This is a genomic window from Paenibacillus germinis, assembly GCF_013141785.1.
Lineage (GTDB): Bacteria > Bacillota > Bacilli > Paenibacillales > NBRC-103111 > Paenibacillus_E > Paenibacillus_E phytorum.
The window spans coordinates 111,332-125,832 of the sequence record NZ_WHOC01000149.1 but is presented as its reverse complement, the minus strand read 5'-3'; the positions used below and the strand labels follow the sequence as shown (position 1 = coordinate 125,832).

17 protein-coding genes are annotated in these 14,501 nt (G+C 43.9%); 16 read left to right on the top strand and 1 reads right to left on the bottom strand.

What is annotated here, in order from left to right:
• Positions 1-54 precede the first annotated feature (54 nt).
• The 16 genes from spoIIM to GC102_RS27885 all read left to right on the top strand — a co-directional run bounded on the left by spoIIM (position 55) and on the right by GC102_RS27885 (position 14,133).
• Positions 55-696: a stage II sporulation protein M gene (spoIIM, locus tag GC102_RS27960; RefSeq protein WP_171692418.1), complete on the top strand. Its 642-nt coding sequence runs from the start codon at positions 55-57 to the stop codon at positions 694-696.
• Between the two features lie 105 nt (positions 697-801).
• On the top strand, positions 802-1,287 hold the full coding sequence (gene fur, locus GC102_RS27955) for a ferric iron uptake transcriptional regulator (protein ID WP_029192940.1): 486 nt from the start codon (positions 802-804) through the stop codon (positions 1,285-1,287).
• A gap of 179 nt (positions 1,288-1,466) precedes the next feature.
• Positions 1,467-2,582: an alanine dehydrogenase gene (gene ald, locus GC102_RS27950; protein ID WP_171692544.1), complete on the top strand. Its 1,116-nt coding sequence runs from the start codon at positions 1,467-1,469 to the stop codon at positions 2,580-2,582.
• A gap of 57 nt (positions 2,583-2,639) precedes the next feature.
• Complete coding sequence (locus tag GC102_RS27945) at positions 2,640-2,879, top strand: DUF4227 family protein (RefSeq protein ID WP_171692417.1); 240 nt, start codon at positions 2,640-2,642, stop codon at positions 2,877-2,879.
• A 91-nt stretch (positions 2,880-2,970) separates the two neighbouring features.
• Entirely contained in the window at positions 2,971-3,867 is an 897-nt protein-coding gene (xerD, locus tag GC102_RS27940) for a site-specific tyrosine recombinase XerD (protein ID WP_171692543.1), read from the top strand.
• Between the two features lie 108 nt (positions 3,868-3,975).
• Positions 3,976-5,151 carry a phosphopentomutase gene (deoB, locus tag GC102_RS27935; protein WP_171692416.1) on the top strand — a complete coding sequence of 392 codons (1,176 nt, stop codon included), beginning with the start codon at positions 3,976-3,978 and terminating at the stop codon, positions 5,149-5,151.
• A 56-nt stretch (positions 5,152-5,207) separates the two neighbouring features.
• Positions 5,208-6,035 (top strand): purine-nucleoside phosphorylase, encoded by an 828-nt coding sequence (locus tag GC102_RS27930; protein WP_171692415.1) that lies wholly within the window; start codon positions 5,208-5,210, stop codon positions 6,033-6,035.
• 18 nt (positions 6,036-6,053) lie between these two features.
• Complete coding sequence (locus GC102_RS27925; RefSeq protein WP_171692414.1) at positions 6,054-6,905, top strand: purine-nucleoside phosphorylase; 852 nt, start codon at positions 6,054-6,056, stop codon at positions 6,903-6,905.
• 155 nt (positions 6,906-7,060) lie between these two features.
• Positions 7,061-7,498 carry a flagellar protein gene (locus tag GC102_RS27920; RefSeq protein ID WP_171692413.1) on the top strand — a complete coding sequence of 146 codons (438 nt, stop codon included), beginning with the start codon at positions 7,061-7,063 and terminating at the stop codon, positions 7,496-7,498.
• 179 nt (positions 7,499-7,677) lie between these two features.
• The gene (locus tag GC102_RS27915) at positions 7,678-8,061 is read left to right on the top strand and encodes a cupredoxin domain-containing protein (RefSeq protein ID WP_171692412.1); all 384 of its coding nucleotides are present in this window, start codon (positions 7,678-7,680) and stop codon (positions 8,059-8,061) included.
• Between the two features lie 118 nt (positions 8,062-8,179).
• Positions 8,180-9,481, top strand: a complete 1,302-nt coding sequence (locus GC102_RS27910) for a pyrimidine-nucleoside phosphorylase (RefSeq protein ID WP_171692411.1) — start codon at positions 8,180-8,182, stop codon at positions 9,479-9,481.
• A 160-nt stretch (positions 9,482-9,641) separates the two neighbouring features.
• Complete coding sequence (locus GC102_RS27905) at positions 9,642-10,817, top strand: D-alanyl-D-alanine carboxypeptidase family protein (RefSeq protein ID WP_171692410.1); 1,176 nt, start codon at positions 9,642-9,644, stop codon at positions 10,815-10,817.
• A gap of 161 nt (positions 10,818-10,978) precedes the next feature.
• Entirely contained in the window at positions 10,979-11,332 is a 354-nt protein-coding gene (gene spoIIAA, locus GC102_RS27900; protein ID WP_047674049.1) for an anti-sigma F factor antagonist, read from the top strand.
• Positions 11,329-11,775 carry an anti-sigma F factor gene (spoIIAB, locus tag GC102_RS27895; protein ID WP_171643436.1) on the top strand — a complete coding sequence of 149 codons (447 nt, stop codon included), beginning with the start codon at positions 11,329-11,331 and terminating at the stop codon, positions 11,773-11,775. The genes spoIIAA and spoIIAB overlap by 4 nt, the downstream gene beginning before the upstream one ends.
• 11 nt (positions 11,776-11,786) lie before the next feature.
• Positions 11,787-12,542 (top strand): RNA polymerase sporulation sigma factor SigF, encoded by a 756-nt coding sequence (gene sigF, locus GC102_RS27890; protein ID WP_171692409.1) that lies wholly within the window; start codon positions 11,787-11,789, stop codon positions 12,540-12,542.
• A gap of 160 nt (positions 12,543-12,702) precedes the next feature.
• Entirely contained in the window at positions 12,703-14,133 is a 1,431-nt protein-coding gene (locus GC102_RS27885) for a SulP family inorganic anion transporter (protein WP_171692542.1), read from the top strand.
• An 80-nt stretch (positions 14,134-14,213) separates the two neighbouring features.
• On the opposite strand, the gene GC102_RS27880 is transcribed toward GC102_RS27885, so the two are convergent.
• Positions 14,214-14,423 (bottom strand): DUF378 domain-containing protein, encoded by a 210-nt coding sequence (locus tag GC102_RS27880; protein WP_171692408.1) that lies wholly within the window; start codon positions 14,421-14,423, stop codon positions 14,214-14,216.
• Positions 14,424-14,501 lie beyond the last annotated feature (78 nt).

The following is a 14,501-nucleotide window of genomic DNA, read 5'->3' as shown; positions in this document are numbered from 1 at the left end:
CACTCGCTCATAAGCTTGTCTTTGTAGAGGTTGACACAAGGAAGGAGCTGCGAGATGAATAGGAACCTAACGATGAAACAATATATGAAGGATAATTTGCCGCTATTTATATTCGTCTCCGTACTTTTCATCATAGGGGTCGTGTTCGGCGCCGTGATGGTGAATGCACTTTCTTTGGAACAAAAACAAGAAATGACTCGTCATTTGGGTAGTTTCTTTCATGAAATTAATGAAGGCGCTGAGTTTGACAGCCGGCAATCGTTCGTTCAAGCTTTCGGCATGCATATGAAGTGGATTTTGTTGATATGGCTCTTTGGTTTGTCTGTTGTTGGGCTGCCTTTGATTCTCGTTTTGGACTTTCTCAAAGGTGTGTTAATTGGGTTTACGGTTGGGTATCTTGTCGGCCAAATGTCTTGGAAGGGTATGTTATTTGCACTTGTTTCCGTTGCGCCTCAGAATCTGATTGTTATTCCGGCTATCCTATTCTGCAGTGTAGCGGCTATGGCGTTCTCCATCTATATGATCAAAAATCGCTTTATGAGCCGTAATGGAAACATATACCAGCCCTTTATGCGTTATACAACGCTTACTCTCCTGATGGGTGTTTTCCTTCTTGGAGCAGCGCTTTGGGAAGGATATATGTCGCAATTGATGATGAGATGGGTAACTCCTATGCTTGTTGGTCTATATGGATAACAGATCCACTTATGTTTCTGTTTGACTTTGTCAGTCAGCTCCCCCTATAATAAAAAGAGTGGCTAAAACTGGGCTTGGATGCCCACCTTTCTGAGGGGGAGGCATATGGAAGCAAGGATCGAGAAGATTAAGCAGCAATTGCAATCCCAAGGGTACAAACTAACCCCTCAACGGGAAGCGACAGTACGCGTACTTTTAGAGAATGAACAAGATCATTTAAGTGCTGAAGATGTGTTTATGCTTGTGAAGGACAAGGCCCCAGAGATCGGACTGGCGACAGTTTACCGAACTTTAGAGCTGCTGAGTGAGCTGCATGTCTTGGAGAAAATGAATTTTGGCGACGGTGTCGCTCGTTACGACTTACGTGACGACAGTACACGTCATCATCACCATCACTTAATCTGCGTGCAATGCGGGTCCGTGGATGAAATTATGGAAGATTGGCTCGGACCTTTGGAAGAACGGTTAGAGCAAGATTTTCATTTTCAAGTGCTAGATCATCGACTTGATTTTCAAGGTATATGCTATCGCTGTAACGATCGAGGAAAACCGGACTCATTGGACAAATCTAAAATAACAGTTTCTGAATGAAGCTGTTTATACAATGAAAATGCCTGTATGATCACCTTGTGCATACAGGCATTTTTGTGTTCTTTTCATATACTAAGAATAAGAAAGTCGGAGATTTACTCACATAATTAGCTCAGAAGCATGGCACATTATGTTTAGTGACAATAAGGAAGAAGGTAGCAAATATGACTCAACAACCAATTGTAGTCGGGGTTCCTAAAGAAATCAAAAACAATGAAAACAGAGTGGCTTTAACGCCTGGGGGAGCGGGTATGCTCTTATCGGCAGGACATCAAGTGCTTGTTGAATCTGGAGCTGGTGTTGGCAGCGGCTTCGGGGATGAGGACTATGCTCGAGAAGGCGCTGTTATTGTCGCGGATGCAGCTGAGGTATGGGCGCTCAGTGATATGATCATGAAAGTCAAGGAACCATTACCTGCGGAGTATGGTTATTTCCGGGAGGGGCAGATGCTGTTCACTTATTTGCATTTGGCTGCAGCAGGAGATTTGGCTGAACATTTGCTTAGTAAGAAAGTGACAGGGATTGCCTACGAAACGATTCAGCTTCCGAATGGCTCACTTCCGCTTTTGACACCGATGAGTGAAGTCGCGGGCCGGATGTCGGTACAAATCGGCGCCCACTTTTTGGAAAAGTTCTATGGGGGACGGGGCATTTTATTGGGTGGCGTACCCGGTGTGCCGCCAGCCGATGTAATCATTTTGGGCGGAGGCATCGTAGGAACGAATGCGGCCAAAATGGCGCTAGGTCTTGGAGCTAATGTTGTCATTATTGAACGGAGTGCAGATCGGATGAGAGCTCTGGATGATATATTCGGGGGAAGACTGCGAACATTGATGTCCAATCCTCATAATATTGCGAGTGCTGTACAGAAAGCGGATTTATTAATTGGTGCTGTTCTTATCCCTGGAGCTAGAGCTCCAAGATTAGTAACGGAAGCTATGGTTCAAAGCATGAAGCCAGGCGCTGTAATTGTGGATGTTGCCGTGGACCAAGGTGGATCGATTGAAACGATTGACCGTGTGACAACGCACAGCAATCCCACCTACGAGAAACATGGTGTACTTCATTATGCTGTTGCCAATATGCCTGGTGCCGTTCCGAGAACTTCAACACTGGGGTTAACCAATGTGACGATACCTTATGCAATGGAGCTTGCCAATAAAGGTTTTACTGAGGCCGTAGCAGCTAATTACGCATTACAATTAGGTGTGAATACGTACAAGGGGAGCGTAACGCATCCAGCAGTGGCTGAAGCTCTGGGCATGCCGTATGTGAAGCTGTCCGATCTGTCATAATCAGAGACCAAGCCTCATATCCTGATCATAAAAAGGGGATAGAAATGAGGACTGGTTATGATATTTTCATATCGAAAACTCGTTGTTCGCTTGCGCTTTATTTTACTATTTATGACTTTGACTGTGATTCTATATCAAGTTATGCTTGTACTAACGGGTTGGATTGAACCTGTGAACAAGTACAGAACACCAACGGGAAAGTCTGTTAAGGTGTTTGGCCAACACGAGCATGCTTCGGTTTCGGATACAGGTAAAATGAGTGACCGTTTACGTTTATTTTATTGGTATGGGGAATAAAGAAAGCGTAAAAAAGAGGATTTCTCACTGGAATCGTTGAATGCTATTCGGTATGAAGATATGGCATGATACGAAGGAGTATATCGGCATGATGACGAATGACCTGCAATCCTTCATCCGATTTTTGTCAGTTGAACGGGGACTATCGCGGAATACGTTGGAATCCTATGAGAGAGACTTACAGCAATTTGTTGAATATCTACAGCAGCAAGGCATCACAGCTTGGAGAGATTCAGGCAAAGCTCACATTACAGGATACTTATCACAGTTGAAAATGCTCGGACGAGCATCAGCAACCTTGTCTCGCAATATGGTTTCCATTCGAGCACTTTATCAATATTTAGTGAAAGAACGCGTAATGGATTCAGATCCAAGTATTTATGTGGATGCCCCCAAGTTGGAAAAAAAGCTTCCTAAAGTGCTGTCGATTGGAGAGGTAGAGAAGCTCCTCGAAGCACCACAGCCTGAGCTTGTAAGCGGCGCGCGTGATAAGGCTATGCTGGAATTGCTCTATGCGACAGGGATTCGAGTATCAGAGCTCATATCTCTGAATGTAACGGACATCAATTTGCAGATGGGTTTCATCCGTTGTATGGGGAAAGCGGATAAAGAACGTAATATTCCTATAAGTTCAATCGCCATTCGGTGTTTAACGACTTATATACATAATTATCGGATGAAGTTGTTAAAAAAAACGGCGGATGAAGAAGCCTTATTTATCGGTCATTTGGGAACCAGGATGACAAGGCAAGGGTTTTGGAAGATTTTGAAAAAATATGCAAATGAGATGAATATCGCGAATGAGATCACACCTCATGCCTTGAGGCATTCCTTCGCTGCCCATTTAATTGAAAATGGTGCAGATTTGAGATCTGTTCAAGAAATGCTAGGACATTCCGATATTTCCTCGACACAAATGTATGTTCAAGTTACCAAGCTCAAAATGAAAGACGTTTACAACCTTGCACACCCAAGAGCGAAATTATAACCTCACAGCGGCATTTCCCCTAGGGGGAAGCTGCTGTTTTGCATTCATAGGGTGGAAGTGAGATAATCGAGGGTGGATGACATTAGGAATTGATTTGGAGGGACAAGAGTGCGCTTTGAACGTATATGTTTAATTGTATTGGATAGCGTAGGCATCGGCGAATTACCGGATGCCAAGCAGTTTGGCGACAGTGGCGCTCACACACTAGGACATATTGCAGAGAAAGTAAACGGATTTGCACTCCCTAATTTACAACGAATGGGACTAGGGAGCATAGCTGATATTAAAGGGATTCCTGCAACAGATTCACCAGAAGGCTATTATGGAAAAATGGCTGAGGTGTCTGTTGGGAAAGACACGATGACTGGACACTGGGAATTGATGGGGCTCCGAATCACTACACCATTTAATGTATTCCCCGATGGATTTCCCGAAAAATTGATTTCTCAATTCGAGCAGGAGACTGGACGTAAGGTCATTGGAAATAAGCCGGCCTCAGGCACTGAAATTTTAGATGAGCTCGGAGAAGAGCAGATGAAAACAGGGGCTTGGATCGTTTATACATCTGCTGATAGCGTATTTCAATTAGCTGCGCATGAAGACATCATTCCGCTAGAAGAGCTGTACCGGGCATGCAAGATTGCCAGAAGGTTGACCATGCAGGATGAGTTTGCTGTTGGCAGAGTAATTGCAAGACCGTACCTCGGGGAGCCGGGTGCTTTCAAACGTACTCCGAATCGCCATGATTATGCCGTGAAGCCGCCAGCGCCTACGGTCATGAATCATTTGAAGGATGCTGGATTTGATGTGATTGCGATTGGGAAAATCAATGATATTTTTGATGGTGAAGGTGTTACAAAAGCCACATCAACAAAAAGTAATTTAGATGGTATTCAGAAGACAATAGAGGTACTAGGCTCCTCGTTCAAAGGACTGGCTTTTACGAATCTTGTGGATTTTGACTCGCTATTTGGGCATCGCCGTGATCCTGAGGGCTATGGAAGATCTCTGGAGGAATTTGATGCTTATGTGCCTCAGCTCAAAGCGGGTCTAGGACCGAAGGATCTATTAATCCTTACTGCGGACCATGGCAATGATCCTGTGCATCCGGGTACTGACCATACGCGCGAATACGTTCCTATTTTGCTATACAGCCCAAGCTTCCAGTTACCTGCTTCGCTTGGTGTCCGCGGAACCTTCTCTGATCTGGGAGCAACCATCGCAGATAATTTCGGCGTGAGTGCAACCGATCAAGGCGAGAGCTTCTTACATCTTTTAAAATAAATAATCACGAAATATTCAGTTTATGTGAACCGAAATCGCTTAGGAGGAATCTATCCATGTCCGATACGTCCATGATTCAAAAGATTCAAGAAGCAGCTGCCTTTATTAGCAAGGAAACGAATATTAAACCCCAAATTGGACTGATTCTAGGTTCAGGACTTGGCGTTCTTGCTGATCTTATTGAGCAGCCTATCGTTGTAGACTACTCGAGAATCCCTCATTTCCCGGTGTCTACTGTGGAAGGGCATGCCGGCGAATTGGTCGTTGGTACTATTCAAGGCAAGCAAGTGCTTGTAATGAAAGGTCGCTTTCATGCTTATGAGGGCTATGGCGCGGAAACAGTTTCTTTTCCAGTAAGAGTTATGAAAGAACTAGGTCTAGAAACATTGATTGTGACGAATGCAGCTGGTGGAATTAATGAATCCTATCAGGTTGGCGATCTAATGGTCATAAGTGATCATCTGAATTTGACATACCGCAATCCGCTTATCGGACCGAATGACTCTGCTTTAGGTGTTCGTTTTCCGGATATGTCTGAAGCTTACAGCAAACGTCTGCGTAAATTAGCGCACGAAGTGGCGGCTTCACAGAACTTCCACTTACAAGAAGGCGTCTATGTTGGACTCCTCGGTCCTAACTATGAAACTCCTGCTGAGATTCGCATGTTCCGCACACTTGGTGGTGATTCCGTTGGTATGTCGACGGTACCTGAAGTGATTGTAGCACGTCATGCAGGAATCGAAGTGCTTGGTTTCTCCTGTATTTCGAATATGGCATCAGGTATTTTGGACCAGCCTCTCTCTCATGCAGAAGTCATGGAAACGACGGAGAAAGTAAAGCCTAAGTTTTTGAAATTAGTATTAGGCATTATTGAAGCACTTTAACTAGAAGAGGTGAAGAAAATGGAATTGACTTACATAGAGAAAATCAAAGAAGCAGCGAGCTTTATTGAGCAGCGTTTAGGCAGTGTTAAGCCTGTTATTGGATTAGTTTTGGGTTCAGGCTTGGGAGATATGGCTAATCAGGTTGAGCAGCCCATAGCCATCGATTACAGCGAGGTTCCTCACTTTCCCGTTTCAACCGTTGAAGGTCATGAAGGTCGTTTTGTTGTTGGTACACTAGAAGGTAAGCAAGTCATCGTTATGCAGGGACGTTTTCATTATTATGAAGGTTACGATATGAAAAAGGTTGTATTTCCTGTTTACGTCATGAAAGCAATTGGCGTTCAGACAGTTGTGATGACGAACGCGGCAGGCGGCATGAATCGAGCTTTCAAAGCTGGAGATCTTATGGTTATTAGCGACCATTTGAACATGACAGGCGATAATCCGCTTATCGGGCCTAACCATTCGGATCTCGGTGTTCGTTTCCCAGACATGTCGGAAGCGTACAACCGCGAATACCGCAAGCTGGCTCTTGAGTTGGCACAAACGGTCGTAGGAGAAGATGGCGTGCCGCTGAAGCTGCAGGAGGGGGTCTATGCAGGGATTACAGGACCAACCTACTGTACGCCAGCTGAACTTACGATGTTAGCTCGAATTGGTGGCGACGCGATTGGTATGTCCACCGTGGGTGAAGTTATTGCAGCACGGCATGCAGGTCTTAAGGTACTAGGGATTTCGTGCATTACCGATATGGCGATAGGCGAAGAACTGGAACCATTGACGCATGAGCAGGTTGTGGCTGTAGCCAATCGGACGAAACCGAAGTTCATCGCTCTTGTTAAGGCCTTTGTTCGCGAGGTTCGTCTGTGATAAATTGTCTATATTTTTTATGAACTTTTAATGAAAATAAGCTTCTGGAGACCTATGAATTCGGCGGAAGTCATGCTAATATATAGTTAATTAGAACTATATTAGAGGGTTTCGTAGATACGGATACCCATTCCATAACAAGGATGTGATGGAGCATGTCAGTCCAACAATTAATGGTCGCTAACTGTCCTAGATGCGGGAAAGTGTTCCAGAGGAATTTGCGAAACCAATGTTCAGATTGCAGCCGAAGTATGGATTCCATGCTCACGAGCAGTCTTGAATTTCTACGTAAAAATCATCGCTCAACAAATATGCAATTCAGCGAAGCTACAGGTGTTTCACAAGAGCAGATGCATACTTGGATCAAAGAGGGAAAGCTGCTGCTTTCGGATTATCCGAATTTGAACTATCCCTGTGCTTCATGCTCGAAACCGATTCGTGGGCAAAAGCTGTGCTCGGATTGCACGTACCGAATTAATCGGGATATTAGAGAACTGAAAGAGAAAGACCGATCTTTTCAGCCGCTTCTCAGAGAAAAACAAACAGTATCGACTGGCGGTTTCCAAATACGTGAAAGACTTAGTGGTGTGTAATTTATAACAAAATGGGCAATAGTAATGGTGATATCCCCCGATAAGGGGGATGTTTTTACGAAAGGCTCAGTCACAATTTTGTCACAAAATATTCAAGGATTTGCCACTGACCATGTATGGGATTGTCTGAAGATGTTAGGTAGAATAGATGAAGTGAACACATTATGAGGGGGATATGCATGCAAAAGTGGATTTTCTTTGTGTTATTTATACTTGCGGGCGCATTGGGGCTGGGAGTCCTCTTTCAAGATATTTCTGACCGCCAAGTGGCTAAGGAAGCAGAGGCTGCCGCTGGCAAAAGTCAACAGCTTAAAATTGCAGCTTCTAACTGGCAGTTCGATTCTGCGGATTATACGGTTAAAAGCGGTGAGCCTACGAAAGTTTCCTTGTCCTTAAAAGAAGGCGTTCATGCGATTGAAATTCAAGGGTTGGATATTAAGCTTGATAAAGAAAACCCGTCGAAACAAGTAACTTTTGACAAACCAGGTACATATGAAATTATTTGTGTCCTTCCTTGTGGTGAAGGTCATGCCAAAATGAAATCCAAATTAGTTGTTTCTTAACCAATAATGGTAGTATCAAAGGGGGCTCTAGCAGCTCCCTTTTTTCGATTTTGAAGAGTATGCATACGATGCAAGTTTTCTAACGAAAACGCTTAGGTAATCTTAAGGAGGAATGCACATGAGAATGGTTGATTTAATCCATAAGAAACGTTCTGGTGAAGTGCTTAGCGAACAAGAAATTACGTATATCGTTAGCGGATATACACGTGGAGACATTCCGGATTATCAAATGTCAGCATTATTGATGGCTATTTTCTTCAATGGGATGACAAGTGAAGAGATCTCTGCACTCACGTTAGCCATGGCAGGCTCAGGAGAAATGATCGATTTATCGGAGATTGCTGGGATTAAAGTGGATAAACACTCAACGGGTGGAGTTGGGGACAAAATAAGCCTAATCGTTGGACCTATAGTGGCTTCGCTTGGAATTCCTGTTGCCAAAATGTCTGGCAGAGGATTAGGACATACGGGTGGTACGGTAGATAAGCTGGAGTCGATTCCAGGCTTTCAGATTGAATTGTCTAAAGAAGATTTTATTCATGCGGTAAATACAAATAAAATTGCCATCGTTGGCCAGAGTGGTAACTTAGCTCCTGCGGACAAGAAGATGTATGCACTTCGTGACGTAACAGCAACGGTAGATTCAATTCCCTTAATCGCTAGTTCAATTATGAGCAAGAAGATTGCTTCCGGAGCTGATGCCATCGTGTTGGACGTGAAAATCGGTTCAGGCGCTTTCATGAAAACAGTGGACGATGCAAGAGCCTTGGCTCGTACGATGGTCGATATCGGAACGCAATTGAAGCGGAATACGATTGCCATGATTACGGACATGGAACAGCCGCTCGGACGTGAAATCGGGAATGCAAATGAGATACGTGAATCCATTGAAGTTCTCCGCGGTACCGGTGATAAGGAGTTAACTGAGGTAGCGATCTCGGTTGCTGCCTACATGTCGCTGCTGGGGAAAGTGTTTGAGAGCTTCGAGGAGGCTCAGGTGGCTGTCCGCGATATTGTCTTGAACGGTAAGGCCTTAGAGACATTCAAACGCTTCATAGCAAGCCAGGGCGGCGATCCGAACGTGGTAGACCAACCAGAGCTCCTTCCGACGGCAGCTTATCATTTCGAAGTGCTCGCTGCGAAAGATGGCTTTATCAATCAGATCAATGCGGAACAAATCGGTATTGCCGCGATGCTGCTTGGTGCTGGTCGTGCCAAGAAGGAAGATCAGATTGATTATGCAGTTGGTCTTACTTTGAATAAGAAAATCGGTGACGAGGTTCAGGTTGGCGAATCCATTTGTACCATTCATGCGAATCAACAGGATGTAAAGGCAGTTGAAACCATGATTCAAGGAGCTTATCGCATTGAGAATAGCAAGCCTGCTCCCGTTCAATTAATTTATGATGTCGTCGTTTAATGCCAAATGATTGCCTAAGCACTTTCCACAGGGGAAGTGCCTTTTTTATTTTCTTCCTGTTGGAATATTTTGTGCGGAAATCGTCAAGACTGATTAGCAGTCATTCAAGCTGCAAGTGTCAGGCTTTCACTTCATACATCACAGGAGGGGTACAATTGCTATGCGAAAAAAAGGGCTAATAAGTTTAATCTGTTTACAGCTATGTTTGATGCTGCTCTTACCGGCCGCGTATGCGGAAGAAAAGAAGGCGCCTTCGGTCGATTTGACACCGAATGCACTGTCCGCAGTGTTAATGGATGCAGACACGGGCACGGTCATTGCCGAAAAGAATAAGGATGCAAAGCTTCCTCCGGCCAGTATTACGAAAATAATGACGATGCTGCTCATTATGGAAGCTGTCGACAAAGGCAACATTAAAATGGATGAGAAGGTCAAGGTTAGTGAATATGCGGCTTCCATGGGTGGATCGCAAATTTTCCTTGAGCCTGGCGAAGAGATGACGGTTGAGGAAATGCTGAAGGGGATTGCCATGGCTTCCGGCAACGATGCATCTGTGGCGATGGCCGAGAAAATCGCTGGCTCGGAAGAGAATTTTGTGCAAATGATGAACGAGCGTGCACAGCAGTTAGGTATGAATAACACCCATTTTTCAAACTGCAACGGACTGCCCGTAGCCAATCATTATACAACAGCGAATGATATTGCCGTCATGTCGAGAGAACTGCTCAAGCATGAGGGGATTACTAAATTTACAGGAGCTTATCAAGACTATCTACGAAAAGAAACGGCATCTCCATTCTGGCTCGTGAATACGAACAAGTTGGTGCGCTTCTACAGCGGTGCAGATGGTTTGAAAACAGGTTACACAAGCGAAGCGAAATTCTGCTTATCTGCAACGGCCAAACGGGAAAATTTACGCGTCGTTGCCGTGGTGCTTGGTGAACCGAATACAAAAACACGAAATGCTGAAGTAACGAAGCTGTTTGATTACGCTTTTGCGCAATTTACGAACTATCCTTTGTTTAAGTCAGGCGACAGTCTTGGAAATTTTACGATTAATAAAGGCCAGGTTTCGACAGTGCCGTTAGTTGCGAAGCAAAATTATAGTATTTTAATGAAAAAGGGCACCGTGACTGGGGAGATTCGACATGAACTGAAACTCGATCCAAACATAAAAGCACCGATTTCAATGGGGCAACCTATCGGAAGAATTGTTGTTTACAATGGCGATAGTTTGCTTGCTGAATACCCACTTGAGTCTCCCGTTTCTGTAGATAAAGCGTCCTGGTGGAAGCTATTTAAGCGAACCACATCGAATCTATTCCATACGGATTAATGGTGAGAATTCGCGAATAAGCGCAGTTTTCTTCTAGTTTTAGCAGTTTTCTTCTAGTTTTGTCGGGGTGCAGGAGATTCCATCTCAGCTGTAGAAACTTAAGTTTCATGACGGGATCTTTGAGTAAGCTCAAAGTCTCTCAGCTGAGAGGAGTGAACATGTTGAGCCTGCAAATTGAATTCGAGCAAGGCCGAAGAGCGCTGATTGTTAGATTGAAAGGCGAGTTGGATCATCACACAGCCGATGTTGTGAAGGCGAGGATGGAGGAAGCGATTGCCAAAGAGCATACGCGCCATTTAATCCTTAGTTTGAAGGATCTTTCCTTCATGGACAGCTCAGGTCTTGGCGTCATTCTCGGCCGCTATAAGCAGATTACGAGTAAAGGCGGCAAAATGGTCGTTTGTGACGTTGCTCCTGCTGTCTACCGCTTGTTCGAGCTTTCTGGAATGTTCAAGATTGTATCGATACAGGACAACGAACGCAATGCAATGTCCAGTTTGGAGGTTGCATTATGAGTGAACATAACTTTATGACACTTGAGTTTGCCAGTCGCTCGGAGAATGAAGCTTTTGCTCGTGTAGCCGTTGCTGCTTTCGTCTCTCAATTGGATCCTACGCTGAATGAATTGACCGATATCAAGACGGTTGTTTCTGAAGCGGTAACGAATTCGATTATTCATGGTTATAACAATAGAACGGATGGCGTTATCACTATTTCGACGCAAATTGATGACGATGTGGTTCGGATTACGATCGAAGACAAGGGTTCAGGTATTGCTGATTTAGAACAGGCGAAACAGCCACTATATACATCCAAACCAGAGTTGGAACGTTCTGGCATGGGTTTCACGATTATGGAAAATTTCATGGACGAAGTAGAAGTTGTGACGGCCGTCGGAATCGGAACCAAAATAAACATGTTGAAGCGAATTGAATCTAAAAAAGCTTTATACAATTAGGGGTTTGATCTATGGATGTCGATCTGAAACATGCTTCTCATAGTTATTTAGACGATTCGGAAGTCAAACGGTTAATCGCCCTCAGCCAATCCGGAGATGGACTCGCTAGAGAAACACTTGTCAGCTGCAATATCCGATTGGTTTGGTCTGTGGTTCAACGTTTCTTGAACCGGGGATACGAAGCCGAAGACTTGTTCCAGATCGGTTGTATCGGACTGCTGAAGTCCGTAGACAAATTCGATCTATCTTATGATGTGAAGTTTTCAACCTATGCGGTACCGATGATTATCGGTGAAATTCAACGTTTTCTTCGCGATGACGGAACACTTAAAGTAAGCCGGTCGCTCAAAGAATTGGCGAATAAGATTCGCAAGACGAAGGACGAACTGTCGAAGCGGCTTGGCCGATTGCCTACAATCAAAGAGGTCGCAGAGGACCTTATGATAACGGCGGAGGAAGTGGTTTTCGCGCAAGAGGCGAATAAACCTCTCTCTTCCATCCACGAGACTGTCTTTGAGAACGACGGTGACCCTATTACGCTAATGGATCAAATCTCGGATGAGTCTGGCGAAAAATGGTTCGAGAAGCTTGCTCTTAATGAAGCCATTGGGACGCTTTCGGAGCGTGAACGACTCATTGTTTATCTCCGCTATTTCCGGGATCAAACGCAATCCGAGGTAGCAAGTAGGTTAGGTATTTCCCAAGTGCAAGTGTCACGATTGGAAAAGAAAATTTTGCAATCGATTAAAGATCAGATTGCTCAATAACAGGTTTTGAGATAGATAACCGTTTCTCCTAGGAGGAACGGTTATTTGTCTATGTAGAGACATAGGCTCGATTTGTGTATAATAAAAACTGCAAATAACGGTCCCGACTTTTCTGAGAGTGAAAAGTCAAAAAAATTAACATAGGAGTGTGTAGTTTTTGATTTATAGCAAATGGAAGGATTCATGGTTTTTTAATATTCGAAAGGATATTTTGTCCGGTATAACGGTTGCCTTAGCTTTAATTCCCGAAGCCATTGCGTTCTCCATTTTAGCAGGTGTAGATCCTATGGTCGGCTTGTATGCTTCTTTCATTATTGCCATAGTCATATCATTCACAGGTGGTCGGATGGGGATGATTTCAGCGGCTACAGGTGCAATGGCCTCTCTAATGGGTCCTTTAGTTGCGAAATATGGGATTGAATATTTGTTTGCGGCCAGCATTTTAACTGGTGTTATTCAATATGTGATGGGTATTTTGAAATTTGGCAAATTCATTACGTTTATTCCGAACTCTGTCATTGTTGGGTTTGTTAATGCACTCGCTATTATTATTTTCATGGCTCAACTGACTAATTTCAACGGGGCAAGCTGGCAGATGTATGCCATGGTAGCTTGTACTTTGGCTATTATTTATTTACTGCCTTTGATCACGAAAGCCATACCTTCTGCGTTGGTTGCCATTATCGTGATGACGATTCTGTCTATGAACTTACACTTAGATTTACGAACAGTTGGTGATATGGGTGAAATTACACAAACCTTGCCGTTCTTCCATATTCCTGACTTAACGCTATCTCTTCAAGCCATTGGATATATATTTCCTATTTCCTTGGCACTAGCCGTTGTTGGTATGACCGAATCCCTGATGACAGCTACGATTGTAGATGAGATGACCGAAACGAAAAGTGATAAAAATAAAGAGGTGAGAGGGCAAGGCATAGCAAATATTGTGTCTGGCTTTTTCGGTGGGATGGCAGGTTGTGCCATGATTGGTCAAACCGTTATAAACGTGAAATCGGGTGGTCGATCCCGACTATCTACCTTTGTTTCGGGGGTTTTCCTGCTGTTCTTAATCATGGTATTAGGCAATGTGGTCAAGCAAATTCCGATGGCCGCGCTAGTAGGTGTAATGTTTATGGTATCCATAGGGACATTTGATTGGCAGTCGCTTAGAACCTTAGTTAAAATTCCGCGAAGCGATGCACTAGTCATGATCCTTACAGTAGCCATCGTTGTAGCAACTTCCAATTTAGCGATTGGCGTTTTATCAGGCGTTACATTAAGTGCAGTGATATTTGGCTGGAGATCAGCCAAGATTAAGGCGCATATTTCCAATGATAAGAATGGCTCCAAAATATATCGCATTTCTGGTCAACTGTTTTTTGGAACCAGGGCACATTTTATTGATTTATTCGATTATCGGAACGACCCGGATACGATTACAATTGATTTTAGCTCATCACATGTTTGGGATCATTCCGCTGTGACAGCTATAACTAAAACCATTTCGAAATATGAGCAACTGAATAAAAAAGTCATTTGTATAGGTTTAAACGAGGAAAGTAAATTAATGGTTGAACAAGTCAGATAGTCTGCACTGCATAAAAAAGAGCCGCTGATTACCCTAATTCTTCACTGGGTAGTTTGCGGCTTTTTCGATCACGAACATGTTTATCGGGCAGAGTGTCTAACGTCTGAATAAAATCTCACGCAGTAAATTCCGCATAAGCCCACTACCGTATAAATAATGCGGCTTAGACCGGAAGATTCACGATGAGAATCTCCTCCCAATAAAGCAGAAACTAAATCCCACTCGAAAAGCCCAACCAAGAGCCAATTCAGCGCACCAATAATGACTAGTGTTAACGCGAATTTTGCCATGTTATCACCTTCTTTATATGGAATAAGTTATCGTTATTCATTCTTACTATGCCTTATCGAAGATCACTTTATTCCTGG

Coding starts and splice junctions, on each gene's coding strand:
- spoIIM (WP_171692418.1), top strand. CDS start 55: ATGAATAGGAACCTAACGATGAAACAATATATGAAGGATAATTTGCCG.
- GC102_RS27915 (WP_171692412.1), top strand. CDS start 7,678: ATGCAAAAGTGGATTTTCTTTGTGTTATTTATACTTGCGGGCGCATTG.
- fur (WP_029192940.1), top strand. CDS start 802: ATGGAAGCAAGGATCGAGAAGATTAAGCAGCAATTGCAATCCCAAGGG.
- xerD (WP_171692543.1), top strand. CDS start 2,971: ATGACGAATGACCTGCAATCCTTCATCCGATTTTTGTCAGTTGAACGG.
- GC102_RS27925 (WP_171692414.1), top strand. CDS start 6,054: ATGGAATTGACTTACATAGAGAAAATCAAAGAAGCAGCGAGCTTTATT.
- spoIIAB (WP_171643436.1), top strand. CDS start 11,329: ATGAGTGAACATAACTTTATGACACTTGAGTTTGCCAGTCGCTCGGAG.
- GC102_RS27930 (WP_171692415.1), top strand. CDS start 5,208: ATGTCCGATACGTCCATGATTCAAAAGATTCAAGAAGCAGCTGCCTTT.
- GC102_RS27880 (WP_171692408.1), bottom strand. CDS start 14,423: ATGGCAAAATTCGCGTTAACACTAGTCATTATTGGTGCGCTGAATTGG.
- sigF (WP_171692409.1), top strand. CDS start 11,787: ATGGATGTCGATCTGAAACATGCTTCTCATAGTTATTTAGACGATTCG.
- GC102_RS27905 (WP_171692410.1), top strand. CDS start 9,642: ATGCGAAAAAAAGGGCTAATAAGTTTAATCTGTTTACAGCTATGTTTG.
- GC102_RS27910 (WP_171692411.1), top strand. CDS start 8,180: ATGAGAATGGTTGATTTAATCCATAAGAAACGTTCTGGTGAAGTGCTT.
- GC102_RS27920 (WP_171692413.1), top strand. CDS start 7,061: ATGTCAGTCCAACAATTAATGGTCGCTAACTGTCCTAGATGCGGGAAA.
- GC102_RS27945 (WP_171692417.1), top strand. CDS start 2,640: ATGATATTTTCATATCGAAAACTCGTTGTTCGCTTGCGCTTTATTTTA.